Annotated in this window: 25 protein-coding genes; 13 read left to right on the forward strand and 12 right to left on the reverse strand. The window is 68.5% G+C overall.

What is annotated here, in order from left to right; genetic code table 11:
• Positions 1-88 precede the first annotated feature (88 nt).
• Positions 89-1,549: a glycosyltransferase 87 family protein gene (locus tag ABZ934_RS15580; protein ID WP_361312870.1), complete on the forward strand. Its 1,461-nt coding sequence runs from the start codon at positions 89-91 to the stop codon at positions 1,547-1,549.
• Between the two features lie 6 nt (positions 1,550-1,555).
• Here the strand turns inward: ABZ934_RS15580 and ABZ934_RS15585 are convergent, their stop codons facing one another.
• The 3 genes from ABZ934_RS15585 to ABZ934_RS15595 all read right to left on the reverse strand — a co-directional run bounded on the left by ABZ934_RS15585 (position 1,556) and on the right by ABZ934_RS15595 (position 4,219).
• The gene (locus ABZ934_RS15585; protein WP_361312872.1) at positions 1,556-2,587 is read right to left on the reverse strand and encodes an alanine racemase; all 1,032 of its coding nucleotides are present in this window, start codon (positions 2,585-2,587) and stop codon (positions 1,556-1,558) included.
• A gap of 70 nt (positions 2,588-2,657) precedes the next feature.
• Entirely contained in the window at positions 2,658-3,776 is a 1,119-nt protein-coding gene (locus ABZ934_RS15590; RefSeq protein WP_190185563.1) for a peptidoglycan bridge formation glycyltransferase FemA/FemB family protein, read from the reverse strand.
• 128 nt (positions 3,777-3,904) lie between these two features.
• Positions 3,905-4,219, reverse strand: a complete 315-nt coding sequence (locus ABZ934_RS15595) for a hypothetical protein (RefSeq protein WP_361312873.1) — start codon at positions 4,217-4,219, stop codon at positions 3,905-3,907.
• A gap of 250 nt (positions 4,220-4,469) precedes the next feature.
• Here ABZ934_RS15595 and rpsF point away from each other — a divergent pair, with 250 nt between their 5' ends.
• From rpsF to rplI, 4 genes are all read left to right on the forward strand, one after another.
• The gene (gene rpsF, locus ABZ934_RS15600) at positions 4,470-4,760 is read left to right on the forward strand and encodes a 30S ribosomal protein S6 (protein WP_004950685.1); all 291 of its coding nucleotides are present in this window, start codon (positions 4,470-4,472) and stop codon (positions 4,758-4,760) included.
• Between the two features lie 72 nt (positions 4,761-4,832).
• Positions 4,833-5,432, forward strand: coding sequence for a single-stranded DNA-binding protein (locus ABZ934_RS15605; protein WP_361312874.1), 600 nt, complete (start codon positions 4,833-4,835; stop codon positions 5,430-5,432).
• A gap of 43 nt (positions 5,433-5,475) precedes the next feature.
• Entirely contained in the window at positions 5,476-5,712 is a 237-nt protein-coding gene (gene rpsR / locus ABZ934_RS15610) for a 30S ribosomal protein S18 (RefSeq protein WP_005315025.1), read from the forward strand.
• An 18-nt stretch (positions 5,713-5,730) separates the two neighbouring features.
• Complete coding sequence (gene rplI / locus ABZ934_RS15615; RefSeq protein WP_361312876.1) at positions 5,731-6,177, forward strand: 50S ribosomal protein L9; 447 nt, start codon at positions 5,731-5,733, stop codon at positions 6,175-6,177.
• Positions 6,178-6,315: 138 nt separating this feature from the next.
• Here rplI and ABZ934_RS15620 read toward each other — a convergent pair whose 3' ends face one another.
• Complete coding sequence (locus ABZ934_RS15620; protein ID WP_361312877.1) at positions 6,316-7,653, reverse strand: MATE family efflux transporter; 1,338 nt, start codon at positions 7,651-7,653, stop codon at positions 6,316-6,318.
• Between the two features lie 452 nt (positions 7,654-8,105).
• Here ABZ934_RS15620 and dnaB point away from each other — a divergent pair, with 452 nt between their 5' ends.
• Positions 8,106-9,569, forward strand: a complete 1,464-nt coding sequence (gene dnaB / locus ABZ934_RS15625) for a replicative DNA helicase (RefSeq protein WP_361312984.1) — start codon at positions 8,106-8,108, stop codon at positions 9,567-9,569.
• A 9-nt stretch (positions 9,570-9,578) separates the two neighbouring features.
• Entirely contained in the window at positions 9,579-10,964 is a 1,386-nt protein-coding gene (locus tag ABZ934_RS15630) for a serine hydrolase domain-containing protein (protein WP_361312879.1), read from the forward strand.
• 47 nt (positions 10,965-11,011) lie between these two features.
• On the opposite strand, the gene ABZ934_RS15635 is transcribed toward ABZ934_RS15630, so the two are convergent.
• The 3 genes from ABZ934_RS15635 to ABZ934_RS15645 are packed head-to-tail and all read right to left on the reverse strand — an operon-like array spanning position 11,012 to position 13,624.
• Complete coding sequence (locus ABZ934_RS15635; RefSeq protein WP_361312881.1) at positions 11,012-12,187, reverse strand: winged helix DNA-binding domain-containing protein; 1,176 nt, start codon at positions 12,185-12,187, stop codon at positions 11,012-11,014.
• A 54-nt stretch (positions 12,188-12,241) separates the two neighbouring features.
• Positions 12,242-12,703, reverse strand: a complete 462-nt coding sequence (locus ABZ934_RS15640; protein ID WP_361312882.1) for a GNAT family N-acetyltransferase — start codon at positions 12,701-12,703, stop codon at positions 12,242-12,244.
• Between the two features lie 15 nt (positions 12,704-12,718).
• Positions 12,719-13,624, reverse strand: coding sequence for a GNAT family N-acetyltransferase (locus ABZ934_RS15645; protein WP_361312884.1), 906 nt, complete (start codon positions 13,622-13,624; stop codon positions 12,719-12,721).
• Positions 13,625-13,815: 191 nt separating this feature from the next.
• On the opposite strand from ABZ934_RS15645, the gene ABZ934_RS15650 reads away from it, so the two are divergent.
• Positions 13,816-14,466: an HAD family phosphatase gene (locus ABZ934_RS15650; protein WP_361312886.1), complete on the forward strand. Its 651-nt coding sequence runs from the start codon at positions 13,816-13,818 to the stop codon at positions 14,464-14,466.
• A gap of 139 nt (positions 14,467-14,605) precedes the next feature.
• Positions 14,606-15,790 (forward strand): globin domain-containing protein, encoded by a 1,185-nt coding sequence (locus ABZ934_RS15655; protein ID WP_361312888.1) that lies wholly within the window; start codon positions 14,606-14,608, stop codon positions 15,788-15,790.
• A gap of 33 nt (positions 15,791-15,823) precedes the next feature.
• On the opposite strand, the gene ABZ934_RS15660 is transcribed toward ABZ934_RS15655, so the two are convergent.
• The 4 genes from ABZ934_RS15660 to ABZ934_RS15675 all read right to left on the reverse strand — a co-directional run bounded on the left by ABZ934_RS15660 (position 15,824) and on the right by ABZ934_RS15675 (position 19,077).
• Entirely contained in the window at positions 15,824-16,303 is a 480-nt protein-coding gene (locus ABZ934_RS15660) for an NUDIX hydrolase (protein ID WP_361312890.1), read from the reverse strand.
• A 109-nt stretch (positions 16,304-16,412) separates the two neighbouring features.
• The gene (locus tag ABZ934_RS15665) at positions 16,413-17,318 is read right to left on the reverse strand and encodes a LysR family transcriptional regulator (protein ID WP_361312892.1); all 906 of its coding nucleotides are present in this window, start codon (positions 17,316-17,318) and stop codon (positions 16,413-16,415) included.
• Positions 17,319-17,496: 178 nt separating this feature from the next.
• A complete protein-coding gene (locus ABZ934_RS15670) occupies positions 17,497-18,654 on the reverse strand; it encodes a cystathionine gamma-lyase (RefSeq protein WP_361312893.1) in 1,158 nt (385 codons plus the stop codon).
• A gap of 39 nt (positions 18,655-18,693) precedes the next feature.
• Complete coding sequence (locus tag ABZ934_RS15675; protein WP_361312895.1) at positions 18,694-19,077, reverse strand: phage holin family protein; 384 nt, start codon at positions 19,075-19,077, stop codon at positions 18,694-18,696.
• 86 nt (positions 19,078-19,163) lie between these two features.
• On the opposite strand from ABZ934_RS15675, the gene ABZ934_RS15680 reads away from it, so the two are divergent.
• The 4 genes from ABZ934_RS15680 to ABZ934_RS15695 all read left to right on the forward strand — a co-directional run bounded on the left by ABZ934_RS15680 (position 19,164) and on the right by ABZ934_RS15695 (position 21,407).
• A complete protein-coding gene (locus ABZ934_RS15680) occupies positions 19,164-19,481 on the forward strand; it encodes a cupin domain-containing protein (RefSeq protein WP_361312896.1) in 318 nt (105 codons plus the stop codon).
• A 125-nt stretch (positions 19,482-19,606) separates the two neighbouring features.
• A complete protein-coding gene (locus tag ABZ934_RS15685; protein WP_361312898.1) occupies positions 19,607-19,834 on the forward strand; it encodes a DUF5326 family protein in 228 nt (75 codons plus the stop codon).
• Between the two features lie 277 nt (positions 19,835-20,111).
• Positions 20,112-20,858: a helix-turn-helix domain-containing protein gene (locus tag ABZ934_RS15690; RefSeq protein ID WP_361312900.1), complete on the forward strand. Its 747-nt coding sequence runs from the start codon at positions 20,112-20,114 to the stop codon at positions 20,856-20,858.
• Between the two features lie 99 nt (positions 20,859-20,957).
• Complete coding sequence (locus ABZ934_RS15695; RefSeq protein ID WP_361312901.1) at positions 20,958-21,407, forward strand: SsgA family sporulation/cell division regulator; 450 nt, start codon at positions 20,958-20,960, stop codon at positions 21,405-21,407.
• Positions 21,408-21,476: 69 nt separating this feature from the next.
• On the opposite strand, the gene ABZ934_RS15700 is transcribed toward ABZ934_RS15695, so the two are convergent.
• The gene (locus ABZ934_RS15700; protein ID WP_361312903.1) at positions 21,477-22,877 is read right to left on the reverse strand and encodes a YibE/F family protein; all 1,401 of its coding nucleotides are present in this window, start codon (positions 22,875-22,877) and stop codon (positions 21,477-21,479) included.
• Positions 22,878-22,919 lie beyond the last annotated feature (42 nt).

Raw genomic sequence — 22,919 nt, forward strand, 5'->3', positions numbered from 1 at the left:
TCCACCCCGCGCTCCGCTCGACGAGGGCCGTCGCACACCGTGCGGCGGCCCTCGTGCGTGCCCGGCGCGGTACGGCAGGATGAGCCCCATGACGAAGGTGCACGAGGACCGGCCCGTTCTGCCGACCCAGCAGGACGAGGTCGCCGCCGCCGGCAGTGAGCTCATCGGCGGGCCGTTCGGCCGCCATGCCCGGCTGGGCGGCCACTGGCTGACGCCCGTCCGCGTCGTGGTCCTCGTCGCGCTCGGCATGTTCGCGCTCGGCATGGTCCAGAAGGTGCCGTGCTACGACTGGGCGTGGTTCCGGGGAGCCGGCTCCCAGTACACCCACGCCTGCTACTCCGACATCCCGCACCTGTACGTCGTGCGGGGCTTCGCCGATGGCCTGATTCCCTACTGGGACCGGCTCCCGGGTGACATGGAGTACCTGGAGTATCCGGTGCTCACCGGGCTCTTCATGCAAATCGCCTCCTGGCTGACCCCCGGCAGCGGCTCGATGCAGCACCGCGAGCAGATGTACTGGATGGTCAACGCCGGGATGCTGATGATCTGTGCCGCCGTCATCGCCGTGTGCGTCGCCCGCACCCACCGCCGACGGCCGTGGGACGCCCTTCTGCTCGCCCTGGCACCCGCGTTCGCGCTCACCGCGACGATCAACTGGGACCTGTTGGCCCTCGCCCTGACCGCCGTCGCGATGCTGATGTGGTCCCGCGGCCGCACGGTGCTCTTCGGTGTCTTCGTCGGGCTGGCCACAGCGGCCAAGCTCTATCCGGTACTGCTGCTCGGCGTGCTCTTCGTCTTGTGCCTGAGGGCCGGGAAATGGCGGGCGCTCGGGGCGGCCGCGGCGGGCACGGCCGGCGCGTGGCTCGTGGTGAACCTGCCGGTCATGTACTTCGCCTGGGACGGCTGGAAGAAGTTCTACACCTTCAGCCAGGAACGGCCCATCGACTTCGGTTCGGTGTGGTTGCTGATCTCCCAGCGATCGGGCAACCCCCTGACCGGCGCGAACACCTACGCCACCTGCCTCACGCTGCTGCTCTGCGCCGGCATCGCGCTGCTCACCCTCAAGGCGCCCCGCAGGCCGCGCTTCGCGCAACTGGCCTTCCTGGTCGTCGCGGCCTTCATCCTGGCCAACAAGGTGTACTCGCCGCAGTACGTCCTGTGGCTCGTCCCCCTGGCGGCGCTCGCCCGACCGCGCTGGCGGGACTTCCTGATCTGGCAGGCCGGTGAGGTCCTGTACTTCCTCGGGATCTGGTTCTACCTGGCCTACACGACCAGCGGAGAAAAGCACCAGGGCCTGCCGGTCGAGGGATACCAGCTGGCAATCGTCCTCCACCTGCTGGCGACCCTCTACCTCTGCGCGGTGGTCGTACGGGACATCCTGTTGCCCGAGCGGGACGTCGTACGGCGCGACGGCTCGGACGACCCGTCCGGCGGGGTCCTGGACGGGGCGCCCGACGTCTTCACGCTGTCCGACGCGGCGAGGGCGCCGCGTGACGCGACGCCCCCGGAGGCAGGAAGGGTGGAGTGGGGCGTCGAGCGCCGGCTCTGAGCGGGCTCAGGCGTCGACCACCCGGTCGAACTGCGTGGTCGTGTGGCGCAGGTGTGCCACCAGTTCGTCACCGACCTTGGGTTCCGTCGCGTCGGAGGGCACGAACAGGATCGACACCTGCATGTGCGGGGGCTCGGCGAACCAGCGCTGCTTGCCCGCCCAGACGAACGGCGACAGGTTGCGGTTGACGGTCGCCAGGCCGGCCCGTGCGACACCCTTGGCGCGCGGCATCACCCCGTGCAGGGCCTTGGGTGCCTCCAGGCCCACACCGTGCGAGGTACCGCCGGCGACCACGACGAGCCAGCCGTCGGAGGCGGCCTTCTGCTGGCGGTAGCCGAACCGGTCCCCCTTGGCCACGCGCGTGACGTCCAGGACGGCGCCGCGGTACTGGGTCGCCTCGTGGTCGCCCAGCCACAGCCGGGTACCGATGCGGGCCCGGAAACGGGTCTGCGGGAACTGCTGCTGGAGCCGGGCCAGTTCCTCGACCCGCAGGTGGCTGACGAACATGGTGTGCAGCGGGAGGCGGGCCGCGCGCAGCCGGTCCATCCAGCCGATGACCTCCTCGACGGCATCGGAACCGTCGGGGCGGTCGAGCGGCAGGTGCAGGGCGAAGCCCTCCAGGCGCACGTCCTCGATCGCCGACTGGAGCAGGCCCAGGTCCTGCTCCGAAACACCGTGGCGACGCATCGAGCTCATGCACTCGATGACCACGCGGGCGCCGACCAGGCCGCGGACGCCGTCCACCGAGGACACCGACCTGATCACGCGGTCCGGCAGCGGCACCGGCTCCTCGCCCCGCCGGAACGGGGTGAGGACGAGCAGGTCGCCGCCGAACCAGTCCTTGATGCTCGCGGCCTCGTACGTCGTGCCGACGGCCAGGATGTCGGCGCCCATGCGGGTCGCCGCCTCGCACAGCCGCTCGTGGCCGAAGCCGTAGCCGTTGCCCTTGCAGACCGGGATCAAGCCGGGGAACTGGTCCGCGATCTGTTTCTGGTGCGCACGCCAGCGCGCGGTGTCGACGTAGAGCGTGAGCGCCATGCCCGTCCGAAACCTCTCCGATAAGCCGCTGGGTGCGGCGGTGCTGTGTATGTGGATGGGGCGGGTGCCGTCAGCGGCGCGACATGTAGATGTCGAGCGCCTTGTGCAGCACCTTGTTCAGCGGGAAGTCCCACTCGCCCACGTACTCGACCGCCTCGCCGCCGGTGCCGACCTTGAACTGGATCAGACCGAACAGGTGATCGTTCTCGTCCAGGGTGTCACTGATTCCGCGCAGGTCGTAGACGCTCGCACCGAGCGCGTACGAATCGCGCAGCATCCGCCACTGCATCGCGTTCGAGGGACGGACCTCGCGCTTGTGGTTGGCGGAGGCGCCGTAGGAGTACCAGACGTGCTGGCCGACGGTGAGCATCGTGGCGGCGGCCAGCGGCTCCCCCTCGTGGGTGGCGATGTACAGCCGCATGCGGTTCGGGTCCTCGGAGTTGAGGGCCGTCCACTGGCGCTGGAAGTAGCTGAGCGGGCGCGGACGGAACTTGTCGCGCTCCGCCGTGATCTCGTAGAGGTGCTGCCAGGTCGGCAGGTCGTCGTAACCGCCCTGGACGACCTCGACACCGGCCTTCTCGGCCTTCTTGATGTTGCGGCGCCACAGCTGGTTGAAGCCCTTGAGGACATCATCCAGCGAGCGGTTCGCCAGCGGCACCTGGAAGACGTAGCGGGGCTGGACGTCTCCGAAGCCGGCGCCCCCGTCCTCGGCCTGCTGCCAGCCCATCCGGCGCAGCTTGTCGGACACCTCGAAGGCGCGGGGCTCGATGACCGATGCCTCCACGTCCCGCAGCCGCTTGACGTCCGGGTCCTGGATACCGGCCTTGATGGCGGCCGCGTTCCAGCGGCGGATGACGACGGGAGGACCCATCTTCACCGTGAAGGCGCCCTGCTGCTTGAGGTGGGCCAGCATCGGCTGGAGCCACTCCTCCAGGTTCGGGGCGAACCAGTTGATGACAGGACCCTCTGGCAGGTAGGCGAGGTACCGCTTCACCTTGGGCAGCTGGCGGTACAACACGAGCGCGGCGCCGACCAGTTCGCCGGACGCGTCGAACCAACCGAGGTTCTCCGAACGCCACTCGTTCTTGACGTCGGCCCACGCCGGGACCTGGCAGTGGCTAGCCGAGGGCAGGCTCTGGAGGTAACCCAGATGCTGCTCTCGGCTGATGGTCCTCAGGGACAGGCTCATGCGGGGTGCTCCTCCGGCGGCTTCGCTGGCTATGGCGCGAAGCCTACTGCGACGGGGGCGCCGCCCCACTGGGGGACGGGTCGGGCTCGCCCCGTGCCGGGCGGCGCCCTGTCGCGGAGGTGCCCCGGTCAGCCCAGCCAGCCGCCGAAGAGGCCGCCGTGCGCCATGCCGAGGAAGAAGCCCACGGCTGCGGCGCCAAGCCCGATGATCAGCGCGAAGCGCTCGCGTGTCGTCTCGGAGATGAACTGTCCGTACGCGCCGGTCAGGATCCCGATCAGCCCCGTCCAAGAGCTGAGCAGGTGCAGGTTGTGGAAGAACCCCGTGACGAACGCCACGACGCCGAGGATCACGGTGACCGCCATCAGGGTGTCCTGTAGCGGGTGGGGCTTGCCGTCGGTCGCGAAGAGCGAGATGGAGGACTGAGGTCGCATTGCCTGTGCCATCGGAAGGCACCTCCTGGCTGCCGCAGAGCGGTGCAACGGGGCCGCCTCCGGGGAGCCGGGGGCATAGCACCGTGCACACCCGATGGATACAGAGTGTGGCCTTCTCCTGCCGGATTTCAACCGGAAGGAGTCGAGCAGGTAGTCTGTACGGTCTGCGCGGTGTCTGCTCTGTGGACGCCGTGCGCACGCATCACGACCCTCCTGCCACGGAACGACCGTGGCCGCTGAGTCCAAAGGAGGTGGGTTCCACATGCGTCACTACGAAGTGATGGTCATCCTCGACCCCGATCTCGAGGAGCGCGCTGTCTCCCCGCTGATCGAGAACTTCCTCTCCGTCGTCCGTGAGGGCAACGGAAAGGTCGAGAAGGTCGACACCTGGGGCCGTCGTCGTCTCGCTTACGAGATCAAGAAGAAGCCCGAGGGCATCTACTCGGTCATCGACCTTCAGGCCGAGCCTGCGGTCGTCAAGGAGCTTGACCGACAGATGAACCTGAACGAGTCGGTTCTCCGGACCAAGGTCCTTCGCCCCGAGACCCACTGAACTTCGGTTCAGCGGTAATCGGGAACGAGTAGCACAGCAGCCCAGCAGCAATCCCCGCCGAGAGGTTCATCCATGGCAGGCGAGACCGTCATCACGGTCGTCGGCAATCTCGTCGACGACCCCGAGCTGCGCTTCACCCCCTCGGGTGCGGCGGTCGCGAAGTTCCGTGTCGCGTCCACCCCCCGCACCTTCGACCGTCAGACCAATGAGTGGAAGGACGGCGAGAGCCTGTTCCTGACCTGCTCGGTGTGGCGGCAGGCGGCGGAGAACGTCGCCGAGTCCCTCCAGCGAGGCATGCGCGTCATCGTGCAGGGCCGGCTGAGGCAGCGGTCGTACGAGGACCGTGAGGGTGTCAAGCGCACGGTCTACGAGCTGGACGTCGAGGAAGTCGGCCCCAGCTTGAAGAACGCCACGGCCAAGGTCGCCAAGACCACGGGTCGCGGTGGCCAGGGTGGGTACGGCGGCGGTCAGCCGCAGGGTGGCGGCGGCAACTGGGGCGGAGCCCCCAGTGGTGGCGCGCCTCAGGGCGGCGGAGCACCCTCCGACGACCCGTGGGCGTCCAGCGCGCCGGCCGGTGGCCAGCCTCAGGGCGGCGGCGGGGGCGGTTGGGGCGGAAGCTCCGGCGGCTCCGGCGGCTCCGGCGGTGGCTACTCGGACGAGCCGCCCTTCTAGGGCAGCTCGCATCCCCACTTCTTGATCACACAGGAGAGACACAATGGCGAAGCCGCCTGTGCGCAAGCCTAAGAAGAAGGTCTGCGCGTTCTGCAAGGACAAGACCGCTTACGTGGACTACAAGGACACGAACATGCTGCGGAAGTTCATTTCCGACCGCGGCAAGATCCGTGCCCGCCGCGTTACCGGCAACTGCACGCAGCACCAGCGTGACGTCGCCACGGCCGTGAAGAACAGCCGTGAGATGGCGCTGCTGCCCTACACGTCCACCGCGCGATAAGGAAAGGGTGACCGACTAATGAAGATCATCCTGACCCACGAGGTCAATGGCCTCGGTGCCGCCGGCGACGTTGTCGACGTCAAGGACGGATACGCCCGCAACTACCTGATCCCGCGTCGCTTCGCGATCCGCTGGACCAAGGGTGGCGAGCAGGACGTGGCGCAGATCCGCCGCGCCCGCAAGATCCACGAGATCGCGACCATCGAGCAGGCCAACGAGATCAAGGCCAAGCTCGAGGGCGTCAAGGTGCGCCTGGCCACCCGCTCGGGTGACGCCGGCCGCCTCTTCGGTTCCGTCACGCAGTCCGACATCGCTTCGGCGATCGAGGCTTCCGGTGGCCCGAAGGTCGACAAGCGCCGCGTTGAGCTCGGCTCGCCGATCAAGACTCTCGGTTCGTACCAGGTCTCCGTGCGTCTGCACGCCGATGTCCTGGCGAACGTGGGTGTCGAGGTCGTCGCCGCCTAAGTGCTGCGCACGAAGGGCCGCACCCTGCTGGGGTGCGGCCCTTCGTCGTTGCGGCGACCTCCGGGACGTGTTTCACGTGAAACACGGTGTTTCACGTGAAACGGAGCGATGTTTCACGTGAAACAACGGCCTGCTGTGTCAGCGGGTCGCTCCGGCCACCAGCCATCGGCCCGAGCGGGCGCGCAGTTGGAGGGTCGCCATGCGGACCATCATCATCAGGGTCATGGCCCACCAGAGGGCGGTCAAGCCGCCTCCGAGGGTCGGCAGGAGCAGCGCGGCCGGAGTGAAGACGGCCAACGTCAGCAGCATCGCCCAGGCGAGGTAGCGGCCGTCACCCGCCCCCATCAGGACCCCGTCGAGAACGAAAACGATGCCGCAGACCGGCTGGGAAGCGGCGAGGACCAACAGGGCGGGCAGCAAGGTGTCCTCCACCACGGGATCACTGGTGAAGAGCGGCACGAAGACGGGGCGTGCCAGGACGACGAGCAGCCCCAGCACGAGACCGCCGATGATCCCCCACCGCACCATCCGGCGGCACAGGGCCGTGGCCCCTTGGGTGTCCCCGGCGCCCAGGTAGCGGCCGATGATGGCCTGCCCGGCGATGGCGATCGCGTCCAACGCGAACGCCAGCAGCGTCCACAGCGAGAGAAGGATCTGGTGGGCGGCGATGTCCGCGTCCCCCAGCCGGGCGGCTACCGCAGTCGCGATCATCAAAATGGCGCGCAGGGACAATGTGCGCACCAACAGCGGCGCGCCGGCCTGTGCGCAGGCGCGGATGCCCGCAGTGTCGGGCCGCAGCGTGGCGCCGTTCCTGCGGGCGCCGCGGACGACCACGGCGAGGTAGACGGCGGCCATGGCGTACTGGGCGAGGACGGTGCCCCACGCGGAGCCGGCGATGCCGAGGCCGGCGCCGTAGACGAGCGCGAGGTTCAGGGCTCCGTTGAGGGTGAAGCCGCCGATGGCGACGTAGAGCGGGGTGCGGGTGTCCTGGAGACCGCGGATGACACCCGTGGCGGCCAGCACCATGAGCATGGCCGGGATGCCCAGGGCGGAGATCCGCAGATAGGTGACCGCGTAGGGGGCGGCGGTATCAGAGGCCCCGAAAAGGGAGATCAGCCACGGTGCGGTGGGCAGGAAGACGGCGACGACGGCGGCGCCGAGCAACAACGCCAGCCAGATCCCGTCCATCCCCTGGCGGATGGCCGCTTGGAGGTCGCCCGCGCCGACCCTTCGGGCGACGGCCGCCGTGGTGGCGTAGGCGAGGAAGACGAAGACGCTCACCGCGGTGGTGAGCAAGGCGGCCGCGATGCCCAGGCCGGCCAGCTGAGGGGTACCGAGGTGCCCGACGATGGCGCTGTCGGCCATCACGAAGAGCGGTTCGGCTACGAGCGCGCCGAAGGCCGGGAGGGCGAGCGCGAGGATCTCCCGGTCGTGCCGTCTCGGGCTCGCTTCGGGTGCTGTGGAGACCACTTTCATACGCCCAATCTAATCTTCCACAGGTAATGGACGCAATGCATCAGTGATCCTTACTAGTCGCCTGACTTGGGGCTTCTCCGCACCCCTTTGGAGGCGATCTTGAGACAGTGGCCAAGATTTTTCCCCGGCGCGGTGTGCGGACGATGAAAGCGCAGGTCAGATGGGTGGCCGGGGCGACCGGGTGATTTTGTCCACAGCGTCGTCCCCCGGTCCGTGCACAGCTTCGGGGGACTTACCCACAGCATTGGAGCCGTCATCCACATCTCATCCACACAGCCTGTGGATAACAAGATTGGCTGACGTCGCCTCCGGCCCTACCGTTGTGCGTTGCCCCGGTGCGCCGACAGTCGATACGGGGTCCCCGAATGTCAGAGCCGTGCCCTAGAAAGAGTGGCACGGCGAGGTCCGCGTTGCGGACGGGAGGAGGCGGCCCGGTGAGTATGCCCGAGCCCATGGACGACCCCTGGGCCGACAGCGGTCCGGGTGACCGTCTGCCCGCCCGTTCGCGCCGGGGCGGTGACGGCCGCGGCCGCGGCGACGACCAGCAGGACCGTGGGCGCGAGGGGGGCTCCTGGGACGGCGGAGGTGGCGGGTTCGAGCGGGTTCCGCCGCAGGACCTCGATGCCGAGCAGTCCGTCCTCGGCGGCATGCTGCTGTCCAAGGACGCCATCGCCGACGTGGTCGAGGTGCTCAAGGGGCACGACTTCTACCGGCCCTCGCACGAAACGATCTACCAGGCCATCCTCGACCTGTACGCCAAGGGCGAGCCCGCCGACCCGATCACCGTCGGAGCCGAGCTGACCCGACGCGGTGAGATCAGCAAGGTGGGTGGCGCGGCCTATCTGCACACATTGGTGCAGTCCGTGCCGACGGCGGCCAACGCCGAGTACTACGCGGAGATCGTCCACGAGAGAGCCGTCCTGCGCCGCCTCGTCGCAGCCGGTACGAAGATCACGCAGATGGGATACGCGGCCGACGGCGATGTCGACGAGATCGTCAACAGCGCCCAGGCCGAGATCTACGCCGTCACCGAACAGCGGACGTCGGAGGACTACCTGCCGCTGGGCGACATCATGGAGGGCGCCCTCGACGAGATCGAGGCGATCGGCTCGCGCAGCGGCCAGATGTCCGGGGTCCCCACCGGCTTCACGGACCTGGACTCCCTGACCAACGGTCTGCACCCGGGTCAGATGATCGTCATCGCGGCCCGACCCGCCATGGGAAAGTCGACGCTCGCCCTCGACTTCGCCCGCGCCTGCTCCATCAAGAGCAATCTGCCCAGCGTCATCTTCTCCCTCGAAATGGGCCGCAATGAGATCGCGATGCGCCTCCTCTCGGCGGAGGCCAGGGTCGCGCTGCACCACATGCGTTCCGGCACCATGACGGACGACGACTGGACCCGGCTGGCCCGCCGCATGCCCGACGTCTCCGCCGCCCCCCTCTACATCGACGACTCGCCCAACCTGTCGATGATGGAAATCCGCGCTAAGTGCCGCCGGCTCAAGCAGCGCAATGACCTCTCCCTCGTCGTCATCGACTACCTCCAGCTGATGCAGTCGGGTGGCTCGCGCCGGCCCGAAAGCCGCCAGCAGGAGGTCTCGGACATGTCCCGAAACCTCAAGCTGTTGGCGAAGGAGCTTGAGGTACCGGTGATCGCGCTGTCCCAGCTGAACCGTGGACCCGAGCAGCGCACCGACAAGAAGCCGATGGTCTCCGACCTGCGTGAGTCGGGCTCGATCGAGCAGGACGCGGACATGGTGATCCTGCTGCACCGCGAGGACGCGTACGAGAAGGAGTCGCCCCGTGCGGGCGAGGCCGACCTCATCGTGGCCAAGCACCGTAACGGTCCGACGGCGACGATCACCGTCGCCTTCCAGGGCCATTATTCGCGGTTCGTGGACATGGCCAACACGTAGCATCCGATCATGACTGCCGCACCCGAGGATCACGACCTGCTCCCCGCCACCCGTCGCGCTCTGCGGCACCGGATCGCCGTGGCACAGAGCGAGGGACGTGCGCCGTCCGTCGTCGCTGCCGTCGTCCGTGGAGGAGAGGTGGTCTGGGAAGGGTGCCGGACCTCCGTCGATGGGCACGGCCCGGACGGCAACGTGCAGTACCGGATCGGCTCGATCACCAAGACGTTCACCGCCGTACTGGTAATGCGGCTGCGGGACGAAGGGTTGCTGGATCTCGGCGACCGGCTGGAGAAGCACCTGCCCGGTACGGCTGCTGGTGAGGTGACCGTCCGGCAGCTCCTGGCGCACACCGGCGGGCTTGCGGCCGAGACGCCGGGCGAATGGTGGGAACGGAGTCCGGCCGGGTCGCGGCCGGCGCTCGCAGACGTGCTGGGAGACGAGCCGTTCCGCTTCGAGCCGGGCTTGCGGCACCACTACTCCAACCCGGGCTACACCCTCCTCGGCGCGCTCGTCGAGGCCTTGCGCGGCAAGCCCTGGGAGGAGGTGCTCCGGGCAGAGGTCCTGGAGCCCCTGGGACTGGACCGTACGACGGTGGGTCCACAGGCCCCGCACGCCGGCGGCTGGGCGGTGCACCCCTGGGCGGACCTGATGATGCCCGAGCCTGTCGAGGATCTGGGAATCATGGCCGCGGCGGGCCAACTGTGGTCAACCACCACAGATTTGGCCCGGTTCGCGGCGTTCCTCGTACGGGGCGACGTCCCCGTGCTGAGTGCGGAATCACTGCGGGAAATGAGGACGCCGGCGGTGGCTCCCGAACCGGGCGCGACCGCGAACGGCTACGGCCTCGGGCTGCAGGTGCTGGACCATGACGGGCGTTCGCTGGCCGGGCACGGCGGATCGCTTCCCGGCTTCGTCGCGGGACTATGGCTGAGCGAGGCGGACGACGTGGCCGCGGTGGTGCTGGCGAACTGCACCTCGGGACTGCCGGCCACCGCGGTGGCCGTGGACCTGGTCGGGATCGTCGCGGAGGCCGAGCCGCGCATCCCCGAGCCTTGGCGGCCCTTCCTCGGTTCGGACCGGGTAGCGCTCGACCTGTGCGGTCCTTGGTACTGGGGCACGGCGGCGCAGGTGGTGCGGCTGACGTCGGACGGGCTGTTGGAGCTGGGCCCGATGGGTCCGACGGGGCGCACGGCCAGGTTCCGCGCCGAGCAGGACGGTACGTGGACCGGCCTGAACGGCTACTACGCGGGCGAGACGCTGCGCCCGGTCCGGCGAGCGGACGGTTCCGTGAGCCACCTCGACCTCGGTTCGTTCGTGTTCACCCGGGAGCCGTACGACGCCGGGGCGGCGATTCCCGGTGGGGTCGACCCCCAGGGCTGGCGCGGCATCGGCTAGTACGCCGACCGGACGCCCTCTCGGGACAGGTTCCGGGCGGCCGCCTCTCAGGCGACCAGCTCGCGCTCCAGTGGGGTACGGAAGCGGGGGGTGATCCTGGCGTCCCCGATCCACTCGGCGAGACGGGCGGCTTCGGCGCTCACGGCGCGCTCGACCGTCCGGTCCCGGCTGCCGAGGAGCCGCCAGACGATCCGGCCGTCCGTGCGCTGAGCCCAGCCGCCGACGATCTCGCCGTTCCACCACACGGTGGGGCCGACGTTGCCGGCGTAGTCGAACAGGGCGCCCCGGTACTCCGGGTCCAGGTGGAAGCCGCGGTCGGCCCATCCCATCGCGCTCGGGTCCAGCGCGGGCAGCAACGCGGCCCACGGCTCCGGGGCCGTCTCGGGAAGGGTGTCGCCCGGACCGACGAGGGCGGTCACGCCGCTTTCCAGGCGTACCTGTTCCGCACCCGTGGCGGCCAGTGCCTTGCGTGCCTCGGTCAGGGTCCAGCCGGTCCACCACTTGAAGTCGGCCTCCGTGGCCGGACCGTACGCACGCAGCCACCGGCGGGCGATTTCGGCGCGGGCCTCGGCGACGGGCACGACCGGCCAGGGCTCGGTGTGGACCCAGCGGTACTGACTGGAGGTCCACGCCCCGCGGGGGCGGTCACGCCGGATCCGCCCATCGGCCGCCAGCAGGCGGATGACGCGGGTCGCGACACCGGTTTCCGCCTCGTACTTCTTGCCCCGGCCCACGGTGATCTTCCGACGCAGCGCGGGTACGGCGGCGGACAACTGGCCGCCGGCGGAGGGACCCAGGGTGTCGAGCGCGTCGAGTGCGGCCCGCTCCGCATCGGCCAGCCAGACGGCGTCGAGGCCTTGGCCGTCTTCGTCGAGGTGCTTGAGGAGACTCCGGCGTTCTTTGACCGCGATGGCTCGGGCCGTGGACGAATCGACGTAGGGCGCGAGGTCGGTGGAGACGGCGAACAGCGTATTGCGCATGCTCAGCAACCGGACCAGGCTCACGTCCTCGTAGAGGGCCTGCTCGACCATGGTCGGATCACTTGCGGTGAGCCGTGCGCGGACGGAGAGGAAAACGGTCGCGGCGTCGGTGGCGTGCAGAGCGACGACGGCGTCGGCCGCCTGGGGGACGGTGGCCATGCGCGCCGAAGGAGCCAAGCCGTGCCGGTGACCGAGCCGGTGGCGGCGCTCGGCTTGGGTGATGAGAGGGAGGGTGAGACTCACCCTCCCGATCGTAGGCCGGGCCACGGACAGCGACCCGGCCTTCGATGAGTTCGGTCAGAGCGCGAGTTTGAATCCGACGTGTGAGGCGGTGAAACCGAGCCGTTCGTAGAAACGGTGCGCGTCGGTCCGTGAGACGTCCGAGGTCAGTTGGACCAGCACACAGTTCTCCCGGCGGGATCGCTCGATCGCCCACTCGATGAATCGGGTGCCCAGGCCGCTGCCACGTTCGTCCGCGTGCACCCGAACTCCTTCGATGATGGAGCGGGTGGCTCCCTTGCGGGAGAGGCCGGCGATGATGGTGAGCTGGAGGGTTCCCACGACCCGCTCACGGCGGACGGCCACCATCATGTGCTGGTGGGGGTCGTCCGTGAGGGCCCGCAGAGCCTTCAGGTAGGGAGCGAGGTCCTCCGGGGATTCACGGGTCGCCCCGAGCGGATCGTCGGCGAGCATGCGGACGATTTCGGGCAGGTCGGCCTCTGTTGCGGGGCGGATGGTGAGGTCGGTGGCGTCGGCCATTCGCGGTTGCCTTTCTCAGCCTGCGGCGACGGTGATCGGGGCCCAGCGGCGTGTCCAGTCGCCCGGGGGGGTGGGGAGGTCCCTGGTCATCACGGCGCTGACCCCCAGGGAGCCGAGATTGCGACCCTTGAGCCATGCGCGGAGTTCTTCGTGCCGTACGTCGACATCGGTGCGCAGCGGTCGTTCGGTGGTAGCGGCGAGCGCGGTGACCAGTGCCTGGGCGGTGACCGTGTCCTGTGCGACCAACGGGCCGATGACATGGGTTTCCATGTTGGGCCAGAGGGCGGCGTAGCCGGTGAGTTCGCCGGACTCGTCCTCGGAGACGAACAACCTGTCGGCGAAGGCGGGCAGACGCGTGATCATGTGCGTGCGGTCGGTGCCGAACACCTCCGTGTCCAGGCGGACGATCCGGGGGAGGTCATCGGCGGTGGCCCGCCTCACGGGCGCGGCCTCGGCTCCGGACGGCGAGGAGTCGGACCGGAAGCTTCCCTGCAGCATTTCCGCGCCACCGACCGTGTCGAAGCCGAGATCCTCGTAGAGAGGCTGTCCGAAGGGCGTGGCATGAAGGGTGAGCGGGATGCCTTTGAGGATGTCGTCGCAGACGTAGGTCATGAGGCGACGTCCCAGGCCCTGTCGGGCGTAGCGTTCGGCGACCAGGACCATTCCGATCGCGGCGAGCTCGGGATCGGCATGTGGCCGGCCGTATCGGGTGACGACGCACACTGCGGCGAGTCCCTCGCCGTCAGGAGCGTCCATGCCGTAGCCGTCTCCGGCGGCGAGGAGGAGTCCCCACTTGTGATCTTCGCGGGGCCAGCCGCGATCCTCGGAGAGGTCGGCGCAGTTGCGGAGATCTTTCAGGGCCAGCGAGCGGATCGGTGGGTCGGTGAGATCTGGTGCGGTCACCGCTTCAGCCTGGATCATGACGCGGAGGGCGTCCAGCAGATTTGACAGACCCGCTGCCCGGCGCGGCCATGTTTCACGTGAAACATCCGCCCGATTCACCCGGGCGCTGCCACGTCGCGAGTGAAGCACACCGATGTTTCACGTGAAACACGCTGTTTCACGTGAAACACGCTGTTTCACGTGAAACATGGCGGCTAGCCTCGATGACCATGACGCGTCTGCACCTGTTCGACCTCGATGGCACCCTGATGTACGGTTCGGCCGCACCCGTCGAGATCTCCCGGCAGCTCGGTGTCAGTCAAGAGATCACCGAGCTGGAACGAGCCTTCGCGGCGAGGGAGATCGATCCACACGAGTTTTCGCTGGCGGCGCACGCGTTGTGGTCGGACTTGACCGTCGCTCATGTCAGGGCGGCCTTCGACGGTGCCCCGTGGCTTGAGGGCATCCGAGAGGTGTGGCAAGAGATCAGAGAACGCGGCGATCTCTGCGCGGTGATCTCGCTGTCTCCCTCGTTCTTCGTCGAGTTGCTCTTGGAATGGGGCGCGGACGCGGCGCATGGCTCTGTCTACCCCGCGGTGCCCTTCACCGGGCCCCTGGACGTGACGGGCATCCTCACCCCCGAGGGGAAGGTCGATGTCGCGGACCGTCTGTGCGCCCGGTTCGGGGTGAGCCGGGACGACTGTGTGGCGTACGGGGACTCCCTGACCGATTCGGTGCTCTTCGAGGCGGTGCCGACCTCGGTAGCGGTCAACGCGCGGCCGTACCTCGCCGAGCGGGCCACCCACGTCTACCGGGGTAGAGACCTTCGCGAGGCATACCAGCTCCTCGGGTCGGCACGCCCGGTAGCCGTCGCATCTTAGGGGGAAGGAGGGATGCGAGCGCCGAGTTTCCCCAATCGCCCCCGGGGCACACGGTCCGCTGGCAGGCTGTAAAACCCGGAACCACGGATTCGACCGTGGTGTGTGCAGACCGACCCAGATGCTCTAAGCGAGGCACCGCATGGACGCTCCGCCCACCAGACCGGCAAGACGGGGGACGGGGATACCCCCCGGCGCCGGGGCGATCGAGCCTTCCCCCGATGCCGTACTCATCCGCAAGACGCTCGCGGAGATCACGCCGATCGCCGACAAGGTTACTTCGTACTTCTACGCTCTGATATTCACGCGGCATCCCGAGGTGCGGGACATGTTCCCCGTGGCCATGGACACCCAGCGCGACCGGTTGCTGAAGGCGCTCCTCACGGCCGCCGAACACATCGACGACCCCGGGCTGCTCAACCCTTATCTACGCCGCCTCGGCACCGGGCACCGCAAGTACGGCACCATGGCCGGCCACTACCCGGTGGTGGGCGAAGCACTGATGGGTGCGCTGGCCCGGTACGCGGAACTGACGTGGGGGCCGGAAGCCGAGGCCGCTTGGGTTCGGGCGTACACCACGATCTCCCAGGTCATGATCGACGCGGCGGCCGAGGACGAGGCCAAGGCGCCGGCATGGTGGCACGCGGAGGTGGTCGCCCACGATCTGCGGACACCGGACATCGCGGTGCTGACAGTGCGTCCGGACCGCCCGTACGCCTTCCTGGCGGGCCAGTACACCAGCCTGGAGACCCCTTGGTGGCCGCGGGTCTGGCGGCATTACTCCTTCGCCTCCGCCCCGCGCGGTGACGGGCTGCTGTCCTTCCACGTCAAGGCCGTTCCGGCCGGTTGGGTCTCCAACGCCCTGGTGCGGCACGCGCGGCCGGGCGATGTCCTTCGCCTGGGCCCGCCGGCCGGATCGATGGTGGTGGACCACAGCACGGACAACGGGATGCTGTGCCTCGGCGGCGGGACGGGCATCGCCCCGATCAAGGCGTTGATCGAGGACGTGGCCGAGCACGGCGAGCGGCGCCGGATGGAAGTGTTCTTCGGGGCGCGCAGTGACGACGACCTGTACGACAAGGACACACTGCTGGGGCTTCAGCGCTCGCATCCGTGGCTGTCGGTGCGTCCGGTGGTGGGAGAAGGGCTTGCGGGGCAGCTGCCCCAGGCGGTCGGAGTCAACGGTCCGTGGAGTTCGTACGACGCCTTCATCTCGGGGCCGCCGGCGATGATCCGCAGCGGTGTGGACGCGCTCAAGCGGATCGGCATCCCGGGGGAGCGCATCCGCTTCGACTCGGTCGAGGAGCTGGTGGGCGTCGCCGGGTGACCCCGGCGACCGCCTGACGGCTCCTCGGACGGATCAGCCGAGGTCGGAGGCGTGCATGGCTCGTACGCCCTCGATGTTCCCGTCGAGGTAGTGGCGCAGGGACAGCGGGACGAGGTGAACGGCCGCGATGCCGACCCGGCTGAACGGCACGCGGACGATCTCGTACTCGCCTTCGGGCTCGTCGATCTCGGGGCCGTGTCGTTGGGCGGGGTCCATGGATTCGAGACGGCAGACGAAGAAGTGCTGCACCTTGACGCCGGTCACTCCGCCATCGGCGATGTGCTCGACGGTGTCCACGAAGCAGGGCACCACATCGGTGATTTTGGCGCCGAGTTCTTCGTGTACCTCCCGGTGCAGGGCGTCGACAACGGTCGCGTCCGTGGACTCCACTCCCCCGCCGGGGGTGAGCCAGTACGGGTCGACGCCGGGCTTGGTGCGCTTGATGAGGATCAGGTCGTCACCGTCGAGCAGGATCGCGCGGGCGGTGCGTTTGACCACGGGACGTTCGGTCATGGGTGAAGAGTGGCCCACTCTTCCGCTTCTGAAACGCCTGGCCGCGAAACGCACGGCCCGAGACCATGTACCTCGTACCTCGCGAGGAAGGGGCGCCGGTAGCGGCGGATCACCAGTCCGCGGCGGCGCGCAGCAGCCGGTCATGGGCTCGGGCGAGGTGGGCGAGCGCCAGACTGCCCGTCCGTACGACGACGAACCAGGTACGCAGCGGTGGTACCGCGGGCTCCAGCAGAGACACGATCTGGCCGCGGTCGAGGGCGTCCTGGCAGAGGTAGCGGGGCAGGACGGCGAGACCGGCACCGGCTCGGACGCAGTCGCGTACGGCCCTGAGGTCGGGCACGACCACGGTGGCGGCGGCTTCCGGCAGCGCGTCGAAGACGGCGGCCCAGTAGCGCGTGACGAGCGGGAGGCTCTCGTGCACCTCCACGACCGGTATCCCGTCGAGAGCCGCCGGGCTGCCGGGGCCCTTGTCACGGAGAAGGTCCGGGTCGATGAGGGCGGCCCAGTAGGGCGCGGCGACCAGGACCTGTTCCTCGTCGCACAGGGGTGTGGCGGTGACCGGCCCGCCGCGTGGTCGACCGGTGGTGACCACGAGGTCGTGCTGCCCGGAGGACAGTCCGTCGAGGACCTCCTCGGCGTCGGCCTTGAGAGCGGTGCGCAGGGTCTGGCCTTGGCCGATCAGAGGGGCCAGGGCGGGCAGCACGCGCCGGCACACGAACTCGGGGGGTCCGGCGATGTGCAGCGTGCGTAACGCGCCGGCGGCCTCCCGCTCCGTCTCGGTGATGCGCAGCAACGCGTCGAGGTGTGGGGCGGCTTTGTGGGCGAGTTCGTCACCGATGGCGGTGGGCGTCACCCCCCGGGCCCGGCGGTGGAAGAGCGGCCGGCCCAGTTGCCGTTCGAGGGTGCGGATCTGCGAGGTGACGGCGGGCTGGGACAGCCCGAGGAGTGCGGCGGCCCGGGTGAACGAGCCGGCCCGGTGCACCGCGACGAAGGTACGTAGCAGGGCCAGGTCCATGGCGGCCCCTCTCGCTGGGGGCCTTCAACTATAAATATGCCGATAGGCCCCTGTCGCTACCGTGATTGGACTCTGACGCTGAGTCAACTAGCCTTGTCAACGTGGTTCTTCGCCGAGGGAACCCGGGGGGCGGTCCGAGCCAAGAGGGGGGAGGCTCGGACCGCCCCGCTACGTCCGGTCAGTACTCACGACCCGCCAATTCAAGCGCCCGCAGAACGTCCGCGACCAGGTCGACGGTGTCCTCGGCGCCTGCCGAGAAGCGGATGAAGCCCTCCGGCACGGCGTCCCCACCCCACCGTCCGCGCCGCTCGGCGGTGGACCGTACGCCACCGAAGCTCGTGGCGTCCTCCACCAGACGAAGAGCGCTCATGAAGCGTTCCGCGTGCGACCGGTCGGTCAGGGTGAACGAGACCACCGAGCCGAAGCCGCTCATCTGCAGAGTGGCGGTCTTGTGCGACGGGTCCGAGGGAAGTCCCGGGTAGCGCAGCCCGGTGACATCGACGCGTTCGCGCAGCGCCTCCGCGACGGCCAGGGCGTTGCTCCACTGGCGCTGCGCCCGTAGCTGGATCGTGGCCAGGGAGCGGTGGGCCAGCCAGGCTTCCATCGGTCCCGGGATGGCTCCGACGATCTTGCGCCAGCGGCGGACGCCGGCGGCCAGTTCCGGGTCGCGGCAGGCGACGTAGCCGATCAGCAGGTCACCATGACCGGTGAGCCCCTTGGTACCGCTGGCGACGGAGAAATCCGCGCCGAGTTCCAGCGGTCGCTGCCCGAGAGGTGTGGCCAGGGTGTTGTCGACGGCGACCAGGGTGGAGCCGGCGTGGGCGGCCGTGACGAGGCGCCGTACGTCGCAGACGTCGAGGCCGGGGTTGGAGGGCGTCTCGATCCACAGCAGCCGGGCTCCGTCGAGTTCCGTGAGCTGGGCGTCGCCGCCGGTCGGGGCGGTTCGGACGTGGATTCCGTACGCCTCCAACTGCTCCCGGAGCAGCGGCAGCGCCTGGTAGCCGTCGGAGGGGAGCGTGACGGTATCGCCCGCGCGGGCCTGCGACAGGAGGACCGCTGAGACGGCGGCCATTCCCGAGGCGAAGACGATGGTCTCCACGTCGTCCCGTCCGGGTGCTTCCAACTCGCTGATGGCCCGTTCCAGGAGCGTCCAGGTCGGGTTGCTGTCCCGGGCGTAGGCGTACGGGCCCTCGACCTCGCCGGGCAGGTGGAAGTGGGCGGCGAAGACGGGCCCCGGCAGCGGTGGCTCGTTCTTCGCGGGCTCGGGCAACCCGGCGCGGACGGCCCGGGTCCCGTCGCCGTACCGGTCCGCCGACGAGGTGGGGTGATCGTTCACGGGGTGGGCTCCTTCAGCACACGCGGTACGGGTCACCGCTCAGTTCTTGTCGGGCAGGGCGAGGTTCGCGGCCCAGGAGACGACGGAGATGATCAGAGCGCCGATGGCCGCGGTCCAGAAGCCCTCGACGTGGAAGCTGAGGTCGAACTGCTCGGCCAGCCATGAGGTCAGCAGCAGCATCAGGGCGTTCACCACGAGCGTGAAGAGGCCGAGAGTGAGGATGAAGAGCGGGAAGGAGAACAGCTTCACCACGGGCTTGACGATGAGGTTGACCAGGCCGAAGACCAGGGCGACCAGGATCAGCGTGAGGACCCGCTTGCCGGTGCTGTTCCCGTCCTCGTCGAGCGTGATGCCCGCGACCAGCCAGATGGCCACGGCCAGAGCCGCCACGTTGGCGAGCGTCTTGACTACGAAATTCGTCATGGGTCCGATCGTTGCAGAGAAGATCCTGGTGGGACATCGTCAGATCAGCGGATTCCACGCGCTACGGAGTAAGGGGTAGGACCAGGATGAAAGCCTTCCGGTTGGACGAGCTCGAAGCGGAACGGGCTGCCAACGACGGCGCGTACCTGCAGTTCCTGAAGGAGCGGAACATGTCGGTCGGGCTCTACGCGCTCGATGCCGGACAGACCGATCCTCAGCAACCCCATCGCCAGGACGAGGTGTACCTCGTGGTGAGCGGCCGAGCGTCGATCACGGTCGGGGAGGAGACGACGACGGTGGCGAACGGGAGCGTCGTCTACGTTCCGGCCGGTGTGCCGCACAAGTTCCACCACATCACAGAGCCGTTGAAGGTGTTGGTGGTGTTCTCGCCGCCCGAGGGCTGAGGGTTGGGCCCCTGATCCCCCTAGGGGTTGGGTCAGGGGGTTCCGAGGGCTCGCCGGCCCCCGGAAGGGAGCGTGGCCTCCTAGCATCGAAGCAGGAAGTCACAGACGAGGAAAAGGTTGTGGACATGGACGGGATCCGAGCGATGTTCGAGGGCATGCCCTGGTGGGTCAAGTGGGTCGCCGTTCCCCTGCTGGCGCTGTTCGTCTTCGGAGGTGTCATCACCAGCATCCTCGGGACACTGATCGCCTTCGTCTTCAAGCTGCTGCTCTTCGTGGCCCTCGTCGGCGGACTGGTCTTCGTGGTGAAGAAGTTCACCCGCAGCGGTTCGAAGCCCTCCGCCGGTGAGTGGTAAGCCGCGCACCGGGCGGTACTCGGATTAACCCAGCCGGGGGAACGTGAGGTACGAGACCTCTCACACGGCCGGAACCGGCGGATAGAGTGCCAATCTGGGCCGTCCCTGGGTACCCGTAGCGGTATCACCGTTCTGACCCGCGGTTATCTTCATCGGTTGGCGAGCGCGACCCCCAGGATCCACGGCATACGCGGGGGCGGCCCCCGCAGAGCGGGCCGCCCCTTGAGCCCGCCGTCACGCCTGGGGGTGAGCTTTGTCCGCAGTCCACAATCCCGGTGTGCCGACGCTGATCGCTTCGGTGCAGCGGGCGCTGAGACTGCTCGAAGCGGTCGGTTCCCACAGCGAGGGAGCCCCGGCGAAACAACTGGCGCGGGAAGCCGGACTTCCGCTTCCCACCGCCTACCACCTGCTGCGCACCCTCACCCATGAGGGCTATCTGCGCCGTGAGGGCGGCGTCTTCCTCTTGGGCGACGCCGCTTGGCGCCTGGCGAGCGGTGGACTCCAGCAGAAACGTCGCAGCATGATCGTCGACTCCCTCGCGCACTTTCGCGACGTGGTCGGGGCCCCCGTCTACTTCGCGGTCTACCGCGAGGGTGAAATCGAAGTGGTCGGCGTATCGGACACCCCGGCCGCTCCGGCGTGCGAAGAGTGGGCCGATTTCCGCGCGACCGGCCACGCGCACGCCATCGGCCAATGCCTGCTCGGGCAGCTCGACGAGAAGGCCCGCAAAGATCATTACGACCGCCATCCGGTCGGCCCCGTCACCCCTTACACGGTTCGGAACGAACGCGCTCTGGAGCAACGCCTCGCCTCCCTGCAACGCATGGAACCGATTACGGAGCGTCAGGAATATGTACTGGGCACGGTGTGTGCGGCGATCCCCATTACGGCGGGAGATACTGCTGCAACCATGGCGATTTCGTTCCCTTTGCACCAAGAAGACCGATTGCGCTATGCAGTTGAGCTGCTACGGAGTGAAGTAGGCGCGCTGTTGAGCACCCTCTCGTTCTCTATCAGTATCTGAAATCTCACTCCTTGTGATCTGCTAGCGCTTACACCACTCTTGTCAAGAGGGCCCATGGGGGGACCATTCCTGGCCACTTCCACAACATCGGGGTAGTCAATGCGCGAGTCGGTACAGGCAGAGGTCATGATGAGCTTTCTCGTCTCCGAGGAGCTCTCCTTCCGGATCCCGGTGGAACTCCGGTACGACGCTCACGACCCCTACGCAGTGCGACTGACCTTCCACCTTCCCGGAGACGCGCCCGTGACGTGGGCGTTCGGTCGCGAGCTCCTCCTCGATGGCATCAACAAGCCCTGCGGTGACGGGGATGTGCACATCGCCCCGTCCCACCCCGACGAGCTGTCGGACGTCCACATCCGCCTGCAGGTAGGCGGCGAGCGAGCCCTGTTCCGCGCGGGAGCGGCACCGTTGGTCGCCTTCCTCGACCGCACCGACCGGCTCGTTCCGCTCGGTCAGGAGCGCAACCTCGGGGACTTCGAGGGGACGCTCGACGAGGCACTCGACAGGATCCTCGCCGAGTCCCGGCAGAACGAGCAGAACGCCGGCTGACGGGACTTACTCCGCCCGCCCCACCCGCACCCCCTCACGTCGGCACAGCTCGGCTCGGCTCGGATCTGATCAGCGCTTGCGCCGACGTCCTCGGCCACCGCGTGCCGGCTTTGCGGCCGGGGTGGCTTTCGGTTCCCCCGGCCTGTCGGCGGAAACCACCAGCGCCGCCAGGGCGGTGGTCACCGGTACGGAGGCCACGAGCCCGATGGAGCCGACCAGTGTCCTGACGATTTCCTCGGCGACCAACTCACTGTTGGCCACCGCACCCATGCTGCTGTTCGCGATGGAGAAGAGCAGGAGCAAGGGGAGCGCGGCGCCGGCGTACGCGAGGACCAGGGTGTTGACCACGGAGGCGATGTGGTCGCGTCCGATCCTGATGGCGGCCCGGTACAAGGCCCGTGATCCCATGGTGGGATCGGCTTGGTGCAGCTCCCAGACCGCCGACGTCTGGGTGACCGTCACGTCGTCGAGCACGCCGAGCGATCCGATGATCACCCCCGCCAGCAGCAAACCGCTCATGTCGATGTCCGGGTACAGGCCGTGGATCAGTCCTGTGTTGTCATCGGTGTTGCCGCTGAGGAACGCCCATCCGATGAAGAGCGAGCCCAACAGACCGATCAGCAGCAGCGACACCAGCGTGCCGAGAACGGCGACCGAGGTGCGTGCCGTCAGGCCGTGACACATGTAGAGCGCGATCAGCATGATCGCGCTGGCCCCGACCACGGCTACGACCAGCGGGTTGGAGCCCTGCAGGATCGCCGGGAGGATGAACAGCGTCAGCACGCCGAAGCTGACGACCAGTGCCACCAGGGCGAACACGCCCCGCATCCGGCCGACCACGACGACGGCGATGGCGAAGATGCCGGCCAGCAGAGCCAACGGGAGCTTCCGGTTCAGGTCGATGACCGAGTACTGGAGGTCCCGTGGAGCGTCCGGCGCGTAGGCCACCACCACCTCTTGGCCGTTCGCCAACTGCCGCGGGGCCCCCGGCTGCACGATCTCCACGAAGGTGCGGCCCTTGTCCGGGCCGGTACCGACCTCGACGGTCGCCTTCTTGCACGCACCGGTCTGTTCCGCCGTGGCCTCGCGCCCCGAAGGGGTCGAGGTGTCACCCGTGGGTGGAACCTGCGAGGCGTTGACGGACTTGCAGTCCACACTCGCCAACGCGACGACCTTGCCCTGTTGGGTCTGCCGGTCGAACCCGACGCCGGTCCGCTCGTGCGCGGGGGCTCCACCCGGCCAGAGCACCACCATCCCGACGAAGACGGCGGCCGCGAAGGGGATCAACACGGCGGCGATGACCTTGCGCAGGTGCAGGGAGACGGGAGCCGCCGGGCCGTGCCCATGGCTGTGGGAATGGCCGTGCGCGGACCCGTGGGAGGGCGCGTGTGCGGATTCGTCGGCATGTCCGTGGTCGCTGTGACCAGGGGGCTCGGGGGGATTGATGGGAGGCTGCGGCAAGGACGTCACCGGCCGATCATCGCAAGAGATGAGGGGGCCCACTGTTCAGCA

Origin of the sequence: Streptomyces sp. NPDC046557 (assembly GCF_040645975.1) — a bacterium.
Classification (GTDB): Bacteria; Actinomycetota; Actinomycetes; order Streptomycetales; family Streptomycetaceae; genus Streptomyces.

Coding starts and splice junctions, on each gene's coding strand:
- ABZ934_RS15675 (WP_361312895.1), bottom strand. CDS start 19,077: ATGACGAATTTCGTAGTCAAGACGCTCGCCAACGTGGCGGCTCTGGCC.
- ABZ934_RS15620 (WP_361312877.1), bottom strand. CDS start 7,653: ATGAAAGTGGTCTCCACAGCACCCGAAGCGAGCCCGAGACGGCACGAC.
- ABZ934_RS15585 (WP_361312872.1), bottom strand. CDS start 2,587: ATGGCGCTCACGCTCTACGTCGACACCGCGCGCTGGCGTGCGCACCAG.
- ABZ934_RS15665 (WP_361312892.1), bottom strand. CDS start 17,318: ATGGACCTGGCCCTGCTACGTACCTTCGTCGCGGTGCACCGGGCCGGC.
- ABZ934_RS15595 (WP_361312873.1), bottom strand. CDS start 4,219: ATGGCACAGGCAATGCGACCTCAGTCCTCCATCTCGCTCTTCGCGACC.
- ABZ934_RS15655 (WP_361312888.1), top strand. CDS start 14,606: ATGGACGCTCCGCCCACCAGACCGGCAAGACGGGGGACGGGGATACCC.
- rpsF (WP_004950685.1), top strand. CDS start 4,470: ATGCGTCACTACGAAGTGATGGTCATCCTCGACCCCGATCTCGAGGAG.
- ABZ934_RS15605 (WP_361312874.1), top strand. CDS start 4,833: ATGGCAGGCGAGACCGTCATCACGGTCGTCGGCAATCTCGTCGACGAC.
- ABZ934_RS15580 (WP_361312870.1), top strand. CDS start 89: ATGACGAAGGTGCACGAGGACCGGCCCGTTCTGCCGACCCAGCAGGAC.
- ABZ934_RS15645 (WP_361312884.1), bottom strand. CDS start 13,624: ATGATCCAGGCTGAAGCGGTGACCGCACCAGATCTCACCGACCCACCG.
- ABZ934_RS15650 (WP_361312886.1), top strand. CDS start 13,816: ATGACGCGTCTGCACCTGTTCGACCTCGATGGCACCCTGATGTACGGT.
- ABZ934_RS15640 (WP_361312882.1), bottom strand. CDS start 12,703: ATGGCCGACGCCACCGACCTCACCATCCGCCCCGCAACAGAGGCCGAC.
- rpsR (WP_005315025.1), top strand. CDS start 5,476: ATGGCGAAGCCGCCTGTGCGCAAGCCTAAGAAGAAGGTCTGCGCGTTC.
- ABZ934_RS15695 (WP_361312901.1), top strand. CDS start 20,958: ATGCGCGAGTCGGTACAGGCAGAGGTCATGATGAGCTTTCTCGTCTCC.
- ABZ934_RS15685 (WP_361312898.1), top strand. CDS start 19,607: ATGGACGGGATCCGAGCGATGTTCGAGGGCATGCCCTGGTGGGTCAAG.
- rplI (WP_361312876.1), top strand. CDS start 5,731: ATGAAGATCATCCTGACCCACGAGGTCAATGGCCTCGGTGCCGCCGGC.
- ABZ934_RS15680 (WP_361312896.1), top strand. CDS start 19,164: ATGAAAGCCTTCCGGTTGGACGAGCTCGAAGCGGAACGGGCTGCCAAC.
- ABZ934_RS15630 (WP_361312879.1), top strand. CDS start 9,579: ATGACTGCCGCACCCGAGGATCACGACCTGCTCCCCGCCACCCGTCGC.
- ABZ934_RS15590 (WP_190185563.1), bottom strand. CDS start 3,776: ATGAGCCTGTCCCTGAGGACCATCAGCCGAGAGCAGCATCTGGGTTAC.
- ABZ934_RS15660 (WP_361312890.1), bottom strand. CDS start 16,303: ATGACCGAACGTCCCGTGGTCAAACGCACCGCCCGCGCGATCCTGCTC.
- dnaB (WP_361312984.1), top strand. CDS start 8,106: ATGGACGACCCCTGGGCCGACAGCGGTCCGGGTGACCGTCTGCCCGCC.